Below are 14,730 nucleotides of genomic sequence, written 5' to 3'. Positions count from 1 at the left end.
CACATATAGGCTAGTATGTTATGTTTCCATACTTGTCTTTACAGTAATAATCACCATTAGCCCTCTTAAAACATCTTACACCTCTTTCAGCAGCTCTCCGATCTGATTCTTTCCACAGGGCAATATCACGTGCACTGCATCCCATAATTGCCACAGTCAGTATAATCATGAGTAAAATTTTCTTAAACATTGCATATCATCTCCTTCTGTTTTAAATATCTATGTCAGATATTTATTCCATTTTATGTATTAATTATTTGTGTTCTTTTTATATTTTAATTATACAATATTTCAAGTTAAAATGCAATTTTTTTATATTTCTTCCAAAAATTTAATAAAAAATAAAATTATATCTAATACTAAATTCTATTTAAATAACGAAATTATTACAATCTTTTCTAATAAAGGGCATAAATCTAATATTTTCAAATAATTAAAATATAATTTTCATTTTTCAAACAGATTTCAGTATAAATAGCCTGTCGAAGCATTTTTCTGTGCTGGCAAAACTGTCTGAGCATAGCGAGTTTTTTGGCAGTGCAGAAAAATGCCGTAGACTAGCCATAGGTTGTAGGATTTGTGGCAATGAGCAATCCTACGAAAATAAAAAAGAAAAAACATAGTAATATGAAAAAATACTTATTAATCAAAATATCTAAAAAATAATTTAATTGAATGATTATGAATTAGCTATTATAAACAATAAAAAATTACAAAATCTCTTCAAAAACATACTTCTGAACTTTCATTCCCAACCTTTCATAAAATCTAACAGCTCCAGCATTATTAGCCCAAGCATCCAATGTTAAATTGTAACAGCCTTCTTTTTTTGCAAAATCTAAGGCAAAGTCATATAATTTCTTTCCGATATTCTGCCCACGAGTGCTTTCATCAACGCAAAGATCATCAATAAACAATGTTTTTATATCAGTTAGTACGTTGTGATTTGTTTGTTGCTTGAAAATACAGAAAATATAGCCAATTACGTTATCATTTTCATCAGTTGCTACGAATATTGGCTTGTTTGAATCGTTTAACATTTCTGTTAATTCTTTTGCTGTGTATTTTTTTCCAGTTGCCTTGAAAATGTCTGGACGACCTTCATGATGAATTAATAAAATTTGTTCCAGCAGATTTTCTATTTTTGGAATATCTTTTTCTTGTGCTAGTCTAATTTCTTTCATTGTAATAATTTTTCCTTTCATTTAAATTTTTTTTAATATTATTTACTATTATTTACTATTTAAATAGAGAATATTTAATAAATTTTGAATTATATATCTAAACTTCTTGTTCTTAAAATAGTTTCTATTTTCTGAATAAGGTTTAATAATGAAAACTCAATCAGTTTATTAAAATTTAAAAATTAGATATAATTTTATAATTATTTAACCAAAAGAAAAAGAGCAAGAATATATTCTCCTGAACGAGAAGCCTCACCCTTCTTATATAAATTCATCATTTCTTATTTTGTATCTTCGCAATAAAAATTACCATAACGGTCTCTGTAACATTCTCTTCCTCTTTCAGAAGCTTCTCGTTTAGCTTCATTGTATTCATCTATAATACTGCAGCTGAACACAGTCATAGCTAATATAACTAGCATAATAATCTTTTTCATAAATATTCATCTCCTTTTATATTGTCTTATCTAAGTTGAATATGTATTTCATTTTTTGTATTAATTAATTGTGTTCTTTTTATATTTTTATTATACAATATTTTAAGTTAAAATGCAATTTATTATATTTCTTCCAAAAATTTAATAGAAAATAAAATTATACCTGATACTAAATCCTATTTAAATAACGAAATTATTACAAATTTTTCTAAATCTAATATTTTCAAGTAATTATAAGATATAATTTTTATCTTTTAAACAGAGTCTGCGATAAACTAATCTGTCGGAGCATTTTTCTGTGCTGGCAAAACTGTCTGAGCATAGCGAGTTTTTTGTCAGTGCAGGAAAATGTCGTAGACTAGCCATAGGTTGTAGGATTTGCGGCAATGAGCAATCCTACGAAAATAAAAAAGAAAAAGTTGAATGATTATGAAACCTAATTATAAAAATTTATTCTCATTTTAAAATGGGGATAATATTATAAAGTTTCTAAAAATTTCTTTCCATTTTCAATTTGCATTTCAACATTTTTTATGGAGGTTCCACCAAATGAATTTCGTTTGTTTACGCAGTTTTCAATTGTGATTTCTGAAAGAATATCATCTTTGAAAACATCAGAAAATTTATGAAATTCTTCGAGTTTCATGTCATCAATTGCGATTTTCTTATCTTCGCAGTAGGATACGATTTCTCCAACGATTTTATGTGCCTGTCTGAACGGAACGTTGTGTTTTGCAAGGTAATCGGCTACATCTGTTGCGTTTAGGAATCCTGCTCGCATTGAAGCATAGATTTTTTCATTATTTACTGTTATTGTATCAAGCATTAGGTAAAAAATTTCGATGGATAATTTGATATTGTCAATAGAGTCAAAAATTCCTTCCTTATCTTCCTGCATATCCTTATTATAAGCTAGTGGGAGTGCTTTCATTGTTGTTAAGATTCCCATAAGATTTCCGTAGATTCTGCCTGTTTTCCCTCTTACAAGTTCGGCAATGTCGGGATTTTTTTTCTGTGGCATAATTGAAGAGCCAGTTGCAAAGGCATCATCCAGATTTATAAATGAAAATTCGGATGTGCACCAGATAATAATTTCTTCTGAAAATCTTGATAAGTGCATTGAAATTACTGAAATAATCATTGCAAGCTCAATTATAAAATCCCTGTCGCTTACAGAATCAAGACTATTTTCCGTAGGCTTTGAAAATCCAAGTTCTTCTGCCACAAAATGTCTGTCAAGATTAAATGTAGTTCCAGCTAATGCCCCTGCTCCAAGTGGCATTTCATCACTTCTTTTGAGAAAGTCCTCAATTCTCGAAATATCCCTTTTAAACATTTGAAAGTAAGCCATCAGGTGATGAGAGAATAAAATCGGTTGAGCCCTTTGTAAATGAGTATATCCAGGAATAATAACATTTTTATATTTTTCAGCAAGCCCTAGCAGTACATTTTCCATTTTTACAAGCAAATTTGAGATTTTACGAGCTTCTTTTCGTACATACATTCGTACGTCAAGAGCCACCTGATCGTTTCGGCTTCTGGCAGTATGCAGTTTTCCAGCCACAGCCCCAATAATCTGTGTCAGCCTTTTCTCAATCGACATATGAATATCTTCATCTTCAATTCTAAACTCAAATTCTCCCTTTTCAATTTCATCCTTTATCTGAAGCAGCCCATTTTCAATATCTTTTTGTTCATTTTCTGAAATAATCCCTTGTTTAGCAAGCATTCTGCTGTGTGCAATACTTCCAGCAATATCCTCTTCATACATTCTTTTATCAAACGTAATGGACGCATTAAATTTTTCTAACAATTTGTTAGTTTCCTTATGAAATCGCCCTTCCCACATTTTTTTCATATTTCTCAGCCCTTTCTAAAAACATAATTTATTTGTATATTATATCAAATAAAACCTTATTTTTAAAGAGCATGCAAGGATAAATTGAAATAAATAAAAAAATATGATTAAATTTTATTTTTCTGAATAAATTATAGTTTTTTTAAAATAAAATTTTTTATAAGAAAATCATATTGAAAATTACTGAAAAAAATTGTACAATTTAATGGGTATCATATTTTAAAAAGTGGAAAGGAGTTCAAAAATGAGAAAGTATTCAAAAATATTATTTTTAGTAACAGCGGCAACGATGATTTCCAGCTGTGCAGTAGCTCCGCTTACAGGGAGAAGGCAGCTAAAACTGGTAAGTGACGAAAGCGTGGCGGAAAGCTCGGTTTCCAGTTACAGGCAGCTTATTCAGCAGGCAGGAGCTAAGGGGCTTTTGGCAAATAATACAGCTGAAGGGCAGCGTCTGAGAAGAATTGGAGGAAAAATTTCTACAGCAGTTGAGCAGTATCTAAGAGAAAACGGAATGTCAAATAAGGTGTCCAGCCTGCAGTGGGAATTTAATCTGATAAAAACTAATGAAATAAATGCGTTTGCAATGCCGGGCGGTAAGATTGCCTTTTATACTGGAATATTGCCAGTTCTGAATACCGATGCAGGAATTGCGTTTGTAATGGGGCACGAAATTGGTCATGTTATTGGAGGTCATCATGCTGAAGCTTCAAGCAACAAGGCGCTTGCAGGAATCGCCGCAACCGTAACAGATGCTGTAACAGGCGGAAATGCTGTATCTTCACTTGTTTCTGGCGGACTTTCAATTACTCTTCTGAAATTTAACAGAACTCAGGAATACGAGGCGGATAAATACGGAATGATATTTATGGCAATGGCTGGATACAATCCGTCCGAAGCAATCACGGCTCTTGAGAGAATGGACTCAATAGGAGCAGGAAAAGGAGCTGAAATTCTGTCAACGCATCCATCTGGAAAAAATAGAATTGAAGCGGCAAGAAAATTCCTGCCTGAAGCAATGAAATATTATAATGCAAGATAAACTGATAATTTTTGAAATCAATGAAAGGAAATGCTGTGAAAAATAAGATAAGTATAGCTCCGATGGTGGACAGGACGGACAGAAATTTTAGAAATTTCGTGAGAATGATAAATAAGGATGTTTTGCTGTACACGGAGATGATAACGGCACAGGCTGTTCTTAATGGGGATTTGGACTATATTTTGGGATTTGATGAAGTGGAACATCCTATCGTGCTGCAAATTGCGGCGACTAATCCCAAAGAAGCGTATCAGGCTGTAAAAATTGCTGAAAAATATAATTACGACGAAATCAATCTAAATGTCGGATGTCCTTCTGACAGAGTCTCAGGAAACATGATGGGAGCTTATCTTATGGCATTTCCAGAAGAAGTGGCAAACATTGTGAAATCAATGAAAGACGCAACAGGAAAGCCGGTGTCTGTAAAACATAGAATTGGAATTGATGGAAAAAATGTATTGCCAGATTCTTTCAAACGAACATTGCTAGATAAATACGAGGATATGGAAAATTTTATTAGCATCACTAAACAAGCCGGTGTCAGCAAATACATTATTCATGCACGGATAGCGATACTTGCAGGACTTGATCCGAAGCAGAACAGAAGCATACCGCCACTCAGATATGATGAAGTTTACCGTGTAAAGAAAGATAACCCTGATTTGCACATAGAAATTAACGGCGGAATAAAAACAGTTGAAGAAATTGACGAACATTTAAAATACGTGGATTCTGCGATGTTAGGACGTGAAATTTACGACAATCCTATGATTTTAGCTGAATTTGAAAAATATTATGGAAAGGAAATAAACATCACTCGCAAAGAAATTATAGAAAAAATGATACATTATGTTGAAAATATGGAAAAACAGCAGCTTCGACCACATCTATTCCTGATGCATGCACATGGATTATTTCACAATGTACGCGGCAGCAAGGCTTGGAAGCGGGCAATTAATGAGCCAAAGGCGAATTCTGAAACATTAAGGGAACTGCTGAAAAAAATTGAAAATTTTTAAGGATATGAAGGCATTAGTGAAAAGAATTTTGTTAAATTAATCGTTGTTTTAAAAGACAGCGATTTTTTTTTGAAAATTATTTTTAATTAGCTAATCAAAATATTCTAACTGCAAATATAAAAAATATTTTTTTTGGGTAGACTTTTTACTTTTTTTATGTGATAATTTAATAAAAGATAAGAAATTTTTCACAAAATAAGAAAGGCCAAATTTTTAGGAAAGGAGAATGTAATAAAATAAGAGATTTTATTACCATGTAAAGAATGCGAAATAAAGAAACTTTAGAATCAATAACAAATGCCTCGAAAAGTAAAATTGGACTTTTAAAAGAAGGTAAAGGAAAGTACTTCCTGTCTGCATTTTTGGCTGGAATGTTTATTGGGATAGGAATTTTATTGACTTTCACAGTAGGAGGAGTTAGCAGCGGATTGCCGACTAACAAAATTCTTATGGGAGTTAGTTTTGGGATAGCGCTTAGCCTTGTAGTTGTTTTTGGAACTGAGCTTTTCACAGGAAATAATATGATTGGAGTAGCAGGGTTTTTAAACAAGGGAATAAGTTTTAAAGATATGATTCTTATGTGGGCAGCATCTTATGTGGGAAACATCGTAGGGTCAATTATGCTTGCAATAGCGTATGTATTTTCAAATTCTGCTTCAAAACCTGTTGTAGAATTTATTGTGAAAGTTTCAAAGGCAAAGATTACTGCATTGCCTCACGAACTGTTTTTTAAAGGAATTTTATGTAATATTCTTGTGTGCCTTGCGGTTCTGGCTGGAATAAAGTTAAAAGAGGAAACCGCTAAGCTAATAATGGTATTCTGGTGTTTATTTGCATTTATAACTGCTGGATTTGAGCACAGTGTTGCTAATATGACTCTTTTAATGATGGGGATAATATACAATGGAGCAAAAGAAATAACATTAAATGGTTATTTTTATAATTTATTATTTGTAACATTGGGGAATATTGTTGGTGGAGCATTTGTTGGTTTTGCTTGCTATTATTTAGCAAAAAAGGATAAATAATAATTTAAATAAAAAGAAAAATAATTTTTAAATGGAGAGATAAAGTAAAATTTAGGAGGGAAAATGAAAATCAGTTTAAATCGTGAAAATTTTAATCTGGCACTTGAAAAGCTGAAAAAAGAATACAAGATATATGCTCCAATTGAGATACCATTTCGTGGTACATTTTCAGATACTTCTGTAATCAGATATTCTGAAATTGAAAAAATTGATGAAATATGTTTTGACAAAAAATCTCATTTTTCAGCAAAAGAAATAATGTTGCCAATAACACAAACAATGTTTTATTTTACAGAAGAAGGATGCAAGATGCCCAAAGAACAGGAGCAAAAATATCTTATATTTCTTAGAAGCTGTGATTTACATGGTGTCAAAAGAGTTGATGATATTTACTTGAATAATAAATTTTTGGATATTTACTACAAGAGGGTTAGAGATAAAGTTAAATTTGTAGTGTTTGGATGTCCAAATTCATTTGAGAACTGTTTTTGTGTAGATATGGGCACTAACAAGACTGATGAATATAATATTGGAATAAAAGTTACAGAAAAGGAAATATTTGCTGATATAAAAGATGATGAATTGAAGGTATACTTTGATGAACTTATAGCTGAAAAAAATACCAGAAACGCTGATGAAAATAAAATAAATGAAATGTACCTGGATGTAAAAGATGAAAAAATGAAAAAATATCTTGAAGAAATAATTGCTGAAAATAATAGCAATAAAATAAAGGAAAATGTTGAATTTGAAATGGAATTCGTAGAAGATAATGAAATCCATGTGGATATTCCTGACAATATTGAGCTTGAAGATATAATAAATCTGGATTTATGGCGTGAATACGACAGTCGTTGCATAGCCTGCGGAAAATGTAACTTTGTTTGTCCAACTTGTACCTGCACGACTACACAAGATGTTTTTTACAGCGAAAATGAAAACAATGGAGAAAGAAGACGTGTGTGGGCTTCATGTCATGTGAATGGATTTACAGATATGGCTGGTGGACATTCATTCAGACAAAGACATGGAGATAGGATGAGATTTAAGGTAATGCACAAAATATCTGATTTTAAAAAAAGATTTGGATATCAGATGTGTACAGGGTGTGGAAGATGTGATGATGCATGTCCTGAATACATTTCATTCTCAAATTGCATAAACAAGTTAAGTGCCGAACTAAAAAGAATTTCGGCTGAAAAAAGAGGTGAAAAATCAGAATGAGTACAATTAACACATTAAATACAATAAATATGGATGAACAGGCTATAATGGATATGAATGTATATTTACCGACTGTTCACAAACTTTTGTTTATTGAAAAAGTTACTGAGCTAGAATGGCTATTTCGTGTAGAATATAAAAAGGGAAGTGTAGAAGCTGGACAGTTTATGCAGGTTTCATTACCAGGAGTTGGAGAAGCCCCTATTTCCATTGCGAATTTTGACTTGGAGGAAGGTTATCTTGATTTCCTTATTAGAAAAGTTGGAAAAGTTACAGACAAGATTTTTGAATTGAAAGCAGGAGATAGAATTTTTTTGAGAGGACCTTATGGACACGGCTTTCCAATTCAACAATACAAAAATAAGCATATTGTAATGGTTGTTGGAGGAAGTGGAATTGCTCCAGTTCGTCCAATTATTGAATATTTTACGAAACATCCTGATGAAATGAAGTCCTTTAAAATCATTGTTGGATATAAAAATTATGAAAGTGTTATTTTTGAAGAGGAATTTTCACGTTGGAGAGAAAATATTGAAATACTTGTAACATTGGATAATGTAGAAACAGCAAGAAATATTGGAAAGACAGAAGACGAAATTCATGAAGGAATGGTTACCAAATATATTCCCGATTTAAAAATTCCTGAAAATATGGATGAAGTTGAATACATTGTTGTAGGTCCACCAGTAATGATGCATTTTTCTTGCCTTGAAATCCTAAAAACAGGTATTCCAACTGAAAAAATATGGGTTTCGTTTGAAAGAAAGATGTCCTGTGCCGTTGGGAAATGCGGACATTGTAAAATCGATGAAACATATATTTGCCTTGAAGGGCCAGTATTTAGATATGATTTTGCAAAAAAATTACTTGATTAAGATATGAAATTTTAAGAAAAAACAAAAGAAGAGGTAAAAACAATGAGCATGGATTTAAATAGAAAAATTGTTACAAAAAATGCATTCAGGGTAACAAAGGACAGATCTAAAACAGCATTGCGTGTGAGAGTACCAGGAGGAGCAATTACTGGGGAAATAATGGAAATGGTTGCAAAAATAGCTAATACTTACGGAGATGGAAATGTTCATATTACAACTCGTCAAGGTTTTGAAGTGTTGGGAATTTCTTGGAATGATATTGAGAAAGTAAATAAAATGGTGCAGCCAATCATGGAAAAATTGGAAATTAATTATAAGGATAAAGATAAAGGATATGCCGCTGCTGGTACAAGAAATATTGCCGCTTGTATCGGAAACAAAGTGTGTCCAAAAGGTGCCTATAATACGACGGAATTTGCAAAAAAAATTGAAAAAGCAATATTCCCGCATGATTTTCACTTCAAAGTAGCATTAACAGGTTGTCCAAATGATTGTCAAAAAGTTAGAATGCATGATTTTGGAATAATTGGAATGGCAAAACCTGAACTTGATGAATCTAAATGTGTTTCTTGCGGAATGTGTGAAAGAAAATGTAAAAAGCTTTCAACAGGAGCAATTTCATATAAAAACTATAAACCTGTAAGAGATCACCAAAGATGCATAGGTTGTGGAGAATGTGTCCTAAACTGTCCAACAGGAGCATGGACAAGATCTCCTAAAAAATATTACAAACTTGCAATAATGGGAAGAACTGGGAAACAAAATCCAAGATTGGCAGAAGACTGGCTATTCTGGGCAGATGAAGAATCAATAATAAAAATTATAAAAAATACTTACGAATATGTTGACAAATATATCGACAGAAGTCTGCCAAAAGAGCATATTGGTTACATTGTTGACAGAACAGGTTTTGAAGAGTTTAAAAAATGGGCATTAAAAGATGTTAATCTTCCAGAAGAAGCTGTAATTGTAAATAATGTGTATTGGAAAGGTATAAAATATCAAGGAATATTATAAATATTAAGATTAATTTTAAATAAAAAATAAAAATACAAGAAAGGGTGATTTGTATGTCTTCATCTTGGATGGATAAATACAAAAAATATAAAAAAGATTTTAACAAAAAAGATTATCATGGTGAAGATCCCAGTGAAGTTAATGAGTATGATGAATATGACGAATACGAAGAGCATCAGGATAAAGATAATGATGATGAAACTAAAGAATAAAATTTGTAAAATATTATAATTCATGATATTAAAAATTAAATTTAAAAAAAGGCTATTTTGGGAAATGGAAATGAAATTCTGAAGTAGTCTTTTTATTTCTGTTACCATTTCCCTTTATTTCGCAATAACAGTTATTTTAACACATTAAATACACAACATTCTACATTAATTAATTATTATATTTTTGATTTCTATTATTCAAACAGGAAATCGCATTACAACATTACAAAAAATAAAAAGTGATATTTAGAATAATTTTTCTAAAAGTATCACTTTTTTATTATTTTATCTATTCAAAATATTATTTATCCTAGCCAACGTTCTTTCTTTTCCGATAACTGCAATTACCGTGTATAAATCCGCTCCTCTGGCTTTTCCTGTAATAACTGCCCTAAGTGGCATTAATACTGCTGCTGGACCTTCTCCAATTTCATCTTGCAGTTCGTGCAGGATTTGTTTCGCTTCGTCTTCTGAAATTTCTTCATTTAATTTATTGATTTTTTCAATAAACATCTGGATAGATTTTTTACCAGTTTCTGTTTCAAGTGAAGAAGTCAGTTTTTCGATTGATTTTCTTTCTTTTTTATTCATTCCTTCTTCAATTACTGGCAATTCAAATTCATCTTCAAAGTAAATTGAAGCATTTACTGGCAATTCCTTTAATGTTTGTGAACCTTCCCTTGTAATTTCCACAATTCTTTTTAATTTTGAAAATTCTTCATCTGACAAGTTTTCATTTTCATAGTAACCAGCTTGCACAAAATACGGAATAGCCAATTTTGTCAATTCATCCAAATCCTTTAATCTCATGTGATGATTGTTTACCCATCCTAATTTAACTAAGTCAAATACAGGCCCTCCAAGAGAAATTTTATCAAATGAGAAATTTTGTATCATTTCATCAATAGTAAAAATTTCCTTGTTTTCTCCAAAGCTCCATCCCATAAGTGCAAGGAAGTTTAGTAATCCTTCTTTTAAGTAACCTTCTTCTTTGTAATAGTTCAATGAAACTGGATTTTTTCTTTTTGAAATTTTAGTTTTGTCAGCATTTCTCAAAAGTGGCATGTGATACCATTTTGGCTCATCCCATCCAAATGCTTTGTATAATTGAATATGCTTAGGCGTAGAAGAAATCCACTCTTCCGCTCTTATAACGTGAGTTATCGCCATCAAATGATCATCAACAATATTTGCCAAATGATAAGTTGGGAATCCATCAGATTTTAGCAGTACCTGATCGTCAATTTTACTATTTTCAAATCTAATTTCTCCTCTTAATCCATCATTTACAACAGTTTCACCTTCGTAAGGCATTTTCAATCTGATAACATAAGGCTCTCCAGCCGCTAATTTTGCTTCCACTTCTTCTTTTGACAAGTTTCTGCAATGCCCGTCGTATCCTGGTGCCTGTTTCATAGCCGCCTGTCTTTCTCTTAATTTCTGCAATCTTTCAGCAGTACAAAAACAGTAGTACGCTTCTCCTTTTTCCACCAATTGTTCAGCATAATCCTTATAAATCGAAAATCTTTCCGACTGTCTATAAGGCCCTGCTTCTCCCCCAACATCTGGACCTTCATCATAATTTAACCCAAGCCATTTCATCGCATCAAAAATTTGCTGTTCTGAATCTTCTGAGAATCTTGTTCTATCCGTATCTTCTATTCTTAAAATAAAATCTCCGCCATTATGTTTTGCAAACGCATAATTAAATAATCCAATGTAGGCAGTTCCTACGTGCGGATCTCCAGTTGGAGATGGCGCTATTCTAACTCTTACTCTTTTATTATCACTATTTGACATTTTTTTCTTTTTTCTCCTATCTATTTTGTTATTCTTTGTATATTATATAATAAAATAAAGTATTGTGCAACAATTTGATTTTATGATATTACAATAAATTTAATTTATTTACCTTTTTACTTCATTTTTTTATTTTCAATTATTTCTATAGCGTCTTTAGACCAATTTACATTTTTTTCTTTATATAAAATTTTATTATTTATAAATGAAAAAATATGTTTATATTTTATAGAATTATCGTATAGGTAAACTTCATCAAACTTTGTAATTACATGTTTTAAATTTTTTAAAGATTCGTAATATCTTTTTTCAACTATTTCATCGGCTATATTATGGCCGCCTTTTTCTACTCTATTTCTTATTCTTTCTTTTGCTATTTCAGGATTATTTACACCAATATAGAACAGCTGTAATTCATAACCTAGTTCTTTTGCTTTATCAATAGTTTTTAAAATCGTTTTTCCAGTTAGAGTTGTTTCTTCATTAAACGATTTTCCATTCTGCAGGCAGTCATTTCTCAAATTTATTGCTATTTTCGCTGCTTTTATTTGATCGGAATTATTCTTCCAATCTCCGATTTTTCTAACAATTTCATCTGTATTAATTCTCGTACTGTACTTTATCTCATTATCTAAATTTTCGGAATTATATAAAGTTGACTTCCCTGCTCCGTTTACTCCTGCAAAAATATATAAAACTTTTTTCATTAAAATACACCTTTTTTTATTAATTCATTCTGCTTTGTTTCTAAAATTAAATTAAATAACTTATTATAAAAAATTTTATCTTCTTCTTTTTCAGATTTTGCCATCAAATCATTAATGTCTTTTTGATTTAATGTCAATATAAAATCTTTTAAATTTTCCTTTTTTAAATCCACTTTTCCCTCCTGATGTTTTTTGATTATCAAATAAAAACTTTTTATTTTCCTTTATGTTTTTGTTTCTTTTTCTTTTGTTTCGATAAAAATTTTCTCTGTTTTTCAGCTTCCTTTTCTTGTTTTGTTTTAACTTTTCGTTCCTTTTTATTCTCTTCGTATTGTAATTTTAAAATTTCTTCCGATTTTTTCAAAATTTTTTTACTTTGAAGCTCTTTTTTTATTTCTCTTTGTCTACGTTTTGGATTTTTGGCTTTCTCATTAAAATTTGACTTCATTTCATTACTAAATCGAAGATTATAAAACTTTTTTAATATAAAATCATAAATCTCATATTCTTTAGGTTCTGAACCAAAAGTTACTTTACAAACTGATAAATTACCATTTTCAAAATTTTCAAAAATTCCTACCCAAAAAGGATTTTCAAAAAAAACTGTCAATTTTCCTGAAATCTTTCTCATAATTTCAGCCTCCTTAAAAAATTTATAATAAAGAATGGACAACCTAAGGAGGCAGGTTACTTACATTACTGCGTCTGGACTACCAACCAGAACTGTGTTTTTATCTTTATTTTATTTCTCGACTTTTTACTTTTTTATCTTGTAACAAGAAGTAAAACTCTTTACTCAATTATTTCCAAAAACTCTTAAAGTGATTTTCTTACTTTTTTTGGCACTCTTCATTCCTATACCCAAAACTTACTACTACAGAAACTCCATATTTCTTTAAATATACACCTTTTTTATAAAAATATTTTCTATTTTAAAATTTTGTAGCCCTCTTATATTTAGAAAAGCCTTCTCTCAGTGCATCTTTATATTCTTTATCTTCATACTGAATTTCCAAAAGGTGAGAATGGTATGCAGACTGACTAATCTTTTTATTTTGAACTTTATCATAGAATTCAACAAAAACAACTTTAAATTCCATTCCTTTATTTTTACACCATTCACCAATAGTATCAATAATATCAGGTCTCTCAAGAGCAACTTCCTTTGCAGTCTCTTCTTTGTTTTTTCCATCTTTAATAACTTCTATTATGTAAAATCTGCCATCTTTTGTTGCCGCTGTCAACCCTATTCTCTTAAATTTTTTACGTAATACATCCTTTATTTCCTTTACCTCTTCTTCAGTCAGTTGCTTAGAATCATTAGTTTGGGACTTATTGAACTCTGGTATTTTTAATTCCATTAATTCCTTTTCATATTTTGCTTCTATCTTTTCCAGTTTTTGTAAATATTCTTCTTGTTCTTTTTTACTAAGTTTATCAAAATCAGTTTTTTCCTCTTGTTGATTTTGTTTCACTTGCTCAGTATTAGTTATATTTTTTTTAATTTTTTTATTCTTGTCTATGTTATTTTTATTTTTATTTCCACATGAGAATGCCATTACTAAAGACATAATTAAAAAAATTTTTTTCATAAAAATCCTCTTTCTGCAATAAATTAATTTTGGTATATTTAAAATTTAAGCATTCGAAAACTACTCAACAACCTCATAAACTTCCGAAAGTTCTCTTCTAGTTTTTGGAGTAATATCTTCATCTCTATACCCAAAACTTACAAAATATGAAATTCCATATTCCTTCAAATCAAAGACACCTTTTTCAGAGAAGTATTTTTCAGCAATTTCTTTATTAAACCCTTCAATCGCACAGCTGTCAATCCCAAGAGCCGCAGCCATATTCATCATATTTACCATTGCAATGTAAGTCTGTTTTGAAGCCCAGTCAAATAATGCTCTTTCACTTTCCAGCAACTTAAAATGCTCTTTTTGAAATTTTGTAAAGAATTCTTTTCTGATCTTCAAATTTTCATCAGAAATATTTTTTATTTCCTTCCCAATTCTATCAAAATACTCGCTATCACCAGTAACACCTTTTCTAGCTAGCACCATAACAATATGGCTCGCCCCATTCAAGCTATTAATCGCCCCCCAAGCAAACTCTCTCATGTCATTTAGCATTTCCTTATTTTTCACAAGAATAAATTTCCAAGGCTCAAGCCCAAAAGAACTAGGAGAAAGTCTCCCTGCCTCAATAATTGCCATAAAATCTTCATCTGAAACAACTTTTGCCTTATCATATTTTTTGCACGCATATCTTCTGTTAAATATTTCAAGCATTTCCTTTTTTGTTAATTCTTCATTTTTTGTCATTTT

17 protein-coding genes are annotated in these 14,730 nt (G+C 30.7%); 7 read left to right on the top strand and 10 right to left on the bottom strand.

Going from position 1 to position 14,730, the window contains the following annotated elements:
* Positions 1–10 precede the first annotated feature (10 nt).
* The 4 genes from FVE77_RS06070 to argH form a co-directional block, all read right to left on the bottom strand.
* Positions 11–190, bottom strand: a complete 180-nt coding sequence (locus FVE77_RS06070; protein WP_026746350.1) for a hypothetical protein — start codon at positions 188–190, stop codon at positions 11–13.
* A 520-nt stretch (positions 191–710) separates the two neighbouring features.
* Positions 711–1,184 (bottom strand): GNAT family N-acetyltransferase, encoded by a 474-nt coding sequence (locus FVE77_RS06065; protein WP_026746351.1) that lies wholly within the window; start codon positions 1,182–1,184, stop codon positions 711–713.
* 281 nt (positions 1,185–1,465) lie between these two features.
* Complete coding sequence (locus tag FVE77_RS12655) at positions 1,466–1,606, bottom strand: hypothetical protein (protein WP_162141762.1); 141 nt, start codon at positions 1,604–1,606, stop codon at positions 1,466–1,468.
* A 493-nt stretch (positions 1,607–2,099) separates the two neighbouring features.
* Complete coding sequence (gene argH, locus FVE77_RS06060) at positions 2,100–3,479, bottom strand: argininosuccinate lyase (RefSeq protein ID WP_026746352.1); 1,380 nt, start codon at positions 3,477–3,479, stop codon at positions 2,100–2,102.
* A 244-nt stretch (positions 3,480–3,723) separates the two neighbouring features.
* Here argH and FVE77_RS06055 point away from each other — a divergent pair, with 244 nt between their 5' ends.
* The 7 genes from FVE77_RS06055 (at position 3,724) to FVE77_RS12650 (ending at position 9,893) form a co-directional block, all read left to right on the top strand.
* The gene (locus tag FVE77_RS06055; RefSeq protein WP_026746353.1) at positions 3,724–4,518 is read left to right on the top strand and encodes a M48 family metallopeptidase; all 795 of its coding nucleotides are present in this window, start codon (positions 3,724–3,726) and stop codon (positions 4,516–4,518) included.
* 20 nt (positions 4,519–4,538) lie between these two features.
* Complete coding sequence (dusA, locus tag FVE77_RS06050; RefSeq protein WP_026746354.1) at positions 4,539–5,537, top strand: tRNA dihydrouridine(20/20a) synthase DusA; 999 nt, start codon at positions 4,539–4,541, stop codon at positions 5,535–5,537.
* A gap of 263 nt (positions 5,538–5,800) precedes the next feature.
* Positions 5,801–6,565 (top strand): formate/nitrite transporter family protein, encoded by a 765-nt coding sequence (locus FVE77_RS06045; protein ID WP_026746355.1) that lies wholly within the window; start codon positions 5,801–5,803, stop codon positions 6,563–6,565.
* Positions 6,566–6,628: 63 nt separating this feature from the next.
* Complete coding sequence (locus FVE77_RS06040; protein WP_026746356.1) at positions 6,629–7,789, top strand: 4Fe-4S dicluster domain-containing protein; 1,161 nt, start codon at positions 6,629–6,631, stop codon at positions 7,787–7,789.
* Positions 7,786–8,664 carry an anaerobic sulfite reductase subunit AsrB gene (gene asrB / locus FVE77_RS06035; protein ID WP_036087930.1) on the top strand — a complete coding sequence of 293 codons (879 nt, stop codon included), beginning with the start codon at positions 7,786–7,788 and terminating at the stop codon, positions 8,662–8,664. Before FVE77_RS06040 ends, asrB begins: the two co-directional genes overlap by 4 nt.
* Before the next feature lie 42 nt (positions 8,665–8,706).
* The gene (gene asrC, locus FVE77_RS06030) at positions 8,707–9,681 is read left to right on the top strand and encodes a sulfite reductase subunit C (RefSeq protein ID WP_026746358.1); all 975 of its coding nucleotides are present in this window, start codon (positions 8,707–8,709) and stop codon (positions 9,679–9,681) included.
* 68 nt (positions 9,682–9,749) lie between these two features.
* The gene (locus FVE77_RS12650; RefSeq protein WP_172966404.1) at positions 9,750–9,893 is read left to right on the top strand and encodes a hypothetical protein; all 144 of its coding nucleotides are present in this window, start codon (positions 9,750–9,752) and stop codon (positions 9,891–9,893) included.
* A gap of 285 nt (positions 9,894–10,178) precedes the next feature.
* Here FVE77_RS12650 and gltX read toward each other — a convergent pair whose 3' ends face one another.
* The 6 genes from gltX to FVE77_RS06000 all read right to left on the bottom strand — a co-directional run bounded on the left by gltX (position 10,179) and on the right by FVE77_RS06000 (position 14,727).
* A complete protein-coding gene (gene gltX / locus FVE77_RS06025) occupies positions 10,179–11,693 on the bottom strand; it encodes a glutamate--tRNA ligase (RefSeq protein WP_026746359.1) in 1,515 nt (504 codons plus the stop codon).
* Between the two features lie 116 nt (positions 11,694–11,809).
* On the bottom strand, positions 11,810–12,400 hold the full coding sequence (locus tag FVE77_RS06020; protein ID WP_026746360.1) for a zeta toxin family protein: 591 nt from the start codon (positions 12,398–12,400) through the stop codon (positions 11,810–11,812).
* Positions 12,400–12,573: a hypothetical protein gene (locus FVE77_RS06015; RefSeq protein ID WP_026746361.1), complete on the bottom strand. Its 174-nt coding sequence runs from the start codon at positions 12,571–12,573 to the stop codon at positions 12,400–12,402. The genes FVE77_RS06020 and FVE77_RS06015 overlap by 1 nt, the downstream gene beginning before the upstream one ends.
* Positions 12,574–12,614: 41 nt before the next feature.
* Entirely contained in the window at positions 12,615–13,031 is a 417-nt protein-coding gene (locus tag FVE77_RS06010) for a YjdF family protein (protein WP_026746362.1), read from the bottom strand.
* Between the two features lie 301 nt (positions 13,032–13,332).
* Positions 13,333–13,992, bottom strand: a complete 660-nt coding sequence (locus FVE77_RS06005) for a hypothetical protein (RefSeq protein ID WP_081690321.1) — start codon at positions 13,990–13,992, stop codon at positions 13,333–13,335.
* A 60-nt stretch (positions 13,993–14,052) separates the two neighbouring features.
* Complete coding sequence (locus FVE77_RS06000; RefSeq protein ID WP_026746364.1) at positions 14,053–14,727, bottom strand: NAD(P)H-dependent oxidoreductase; 675 nt, start codon at positions 14,725–14,727, stop codon at positions 14,053–14,055.
* Positions 14,728–14,730: the final 3 nt, after the last annotated feature.

It is taken from the genome of Leptotrichia hofstadii (assembly GCF_007990525.1).
Lineage (GTDB): Bacteria > Fusobacteriota > Fusobacteriia > Fusobacteriales > Leptotrichiaceae > Leptotrichia > Leptotrichia hofstadii.
Note: the sequence above shows the minus strand (reverse complement) of the source record. Positions and strands in the feature narration are given on the sequence as shown.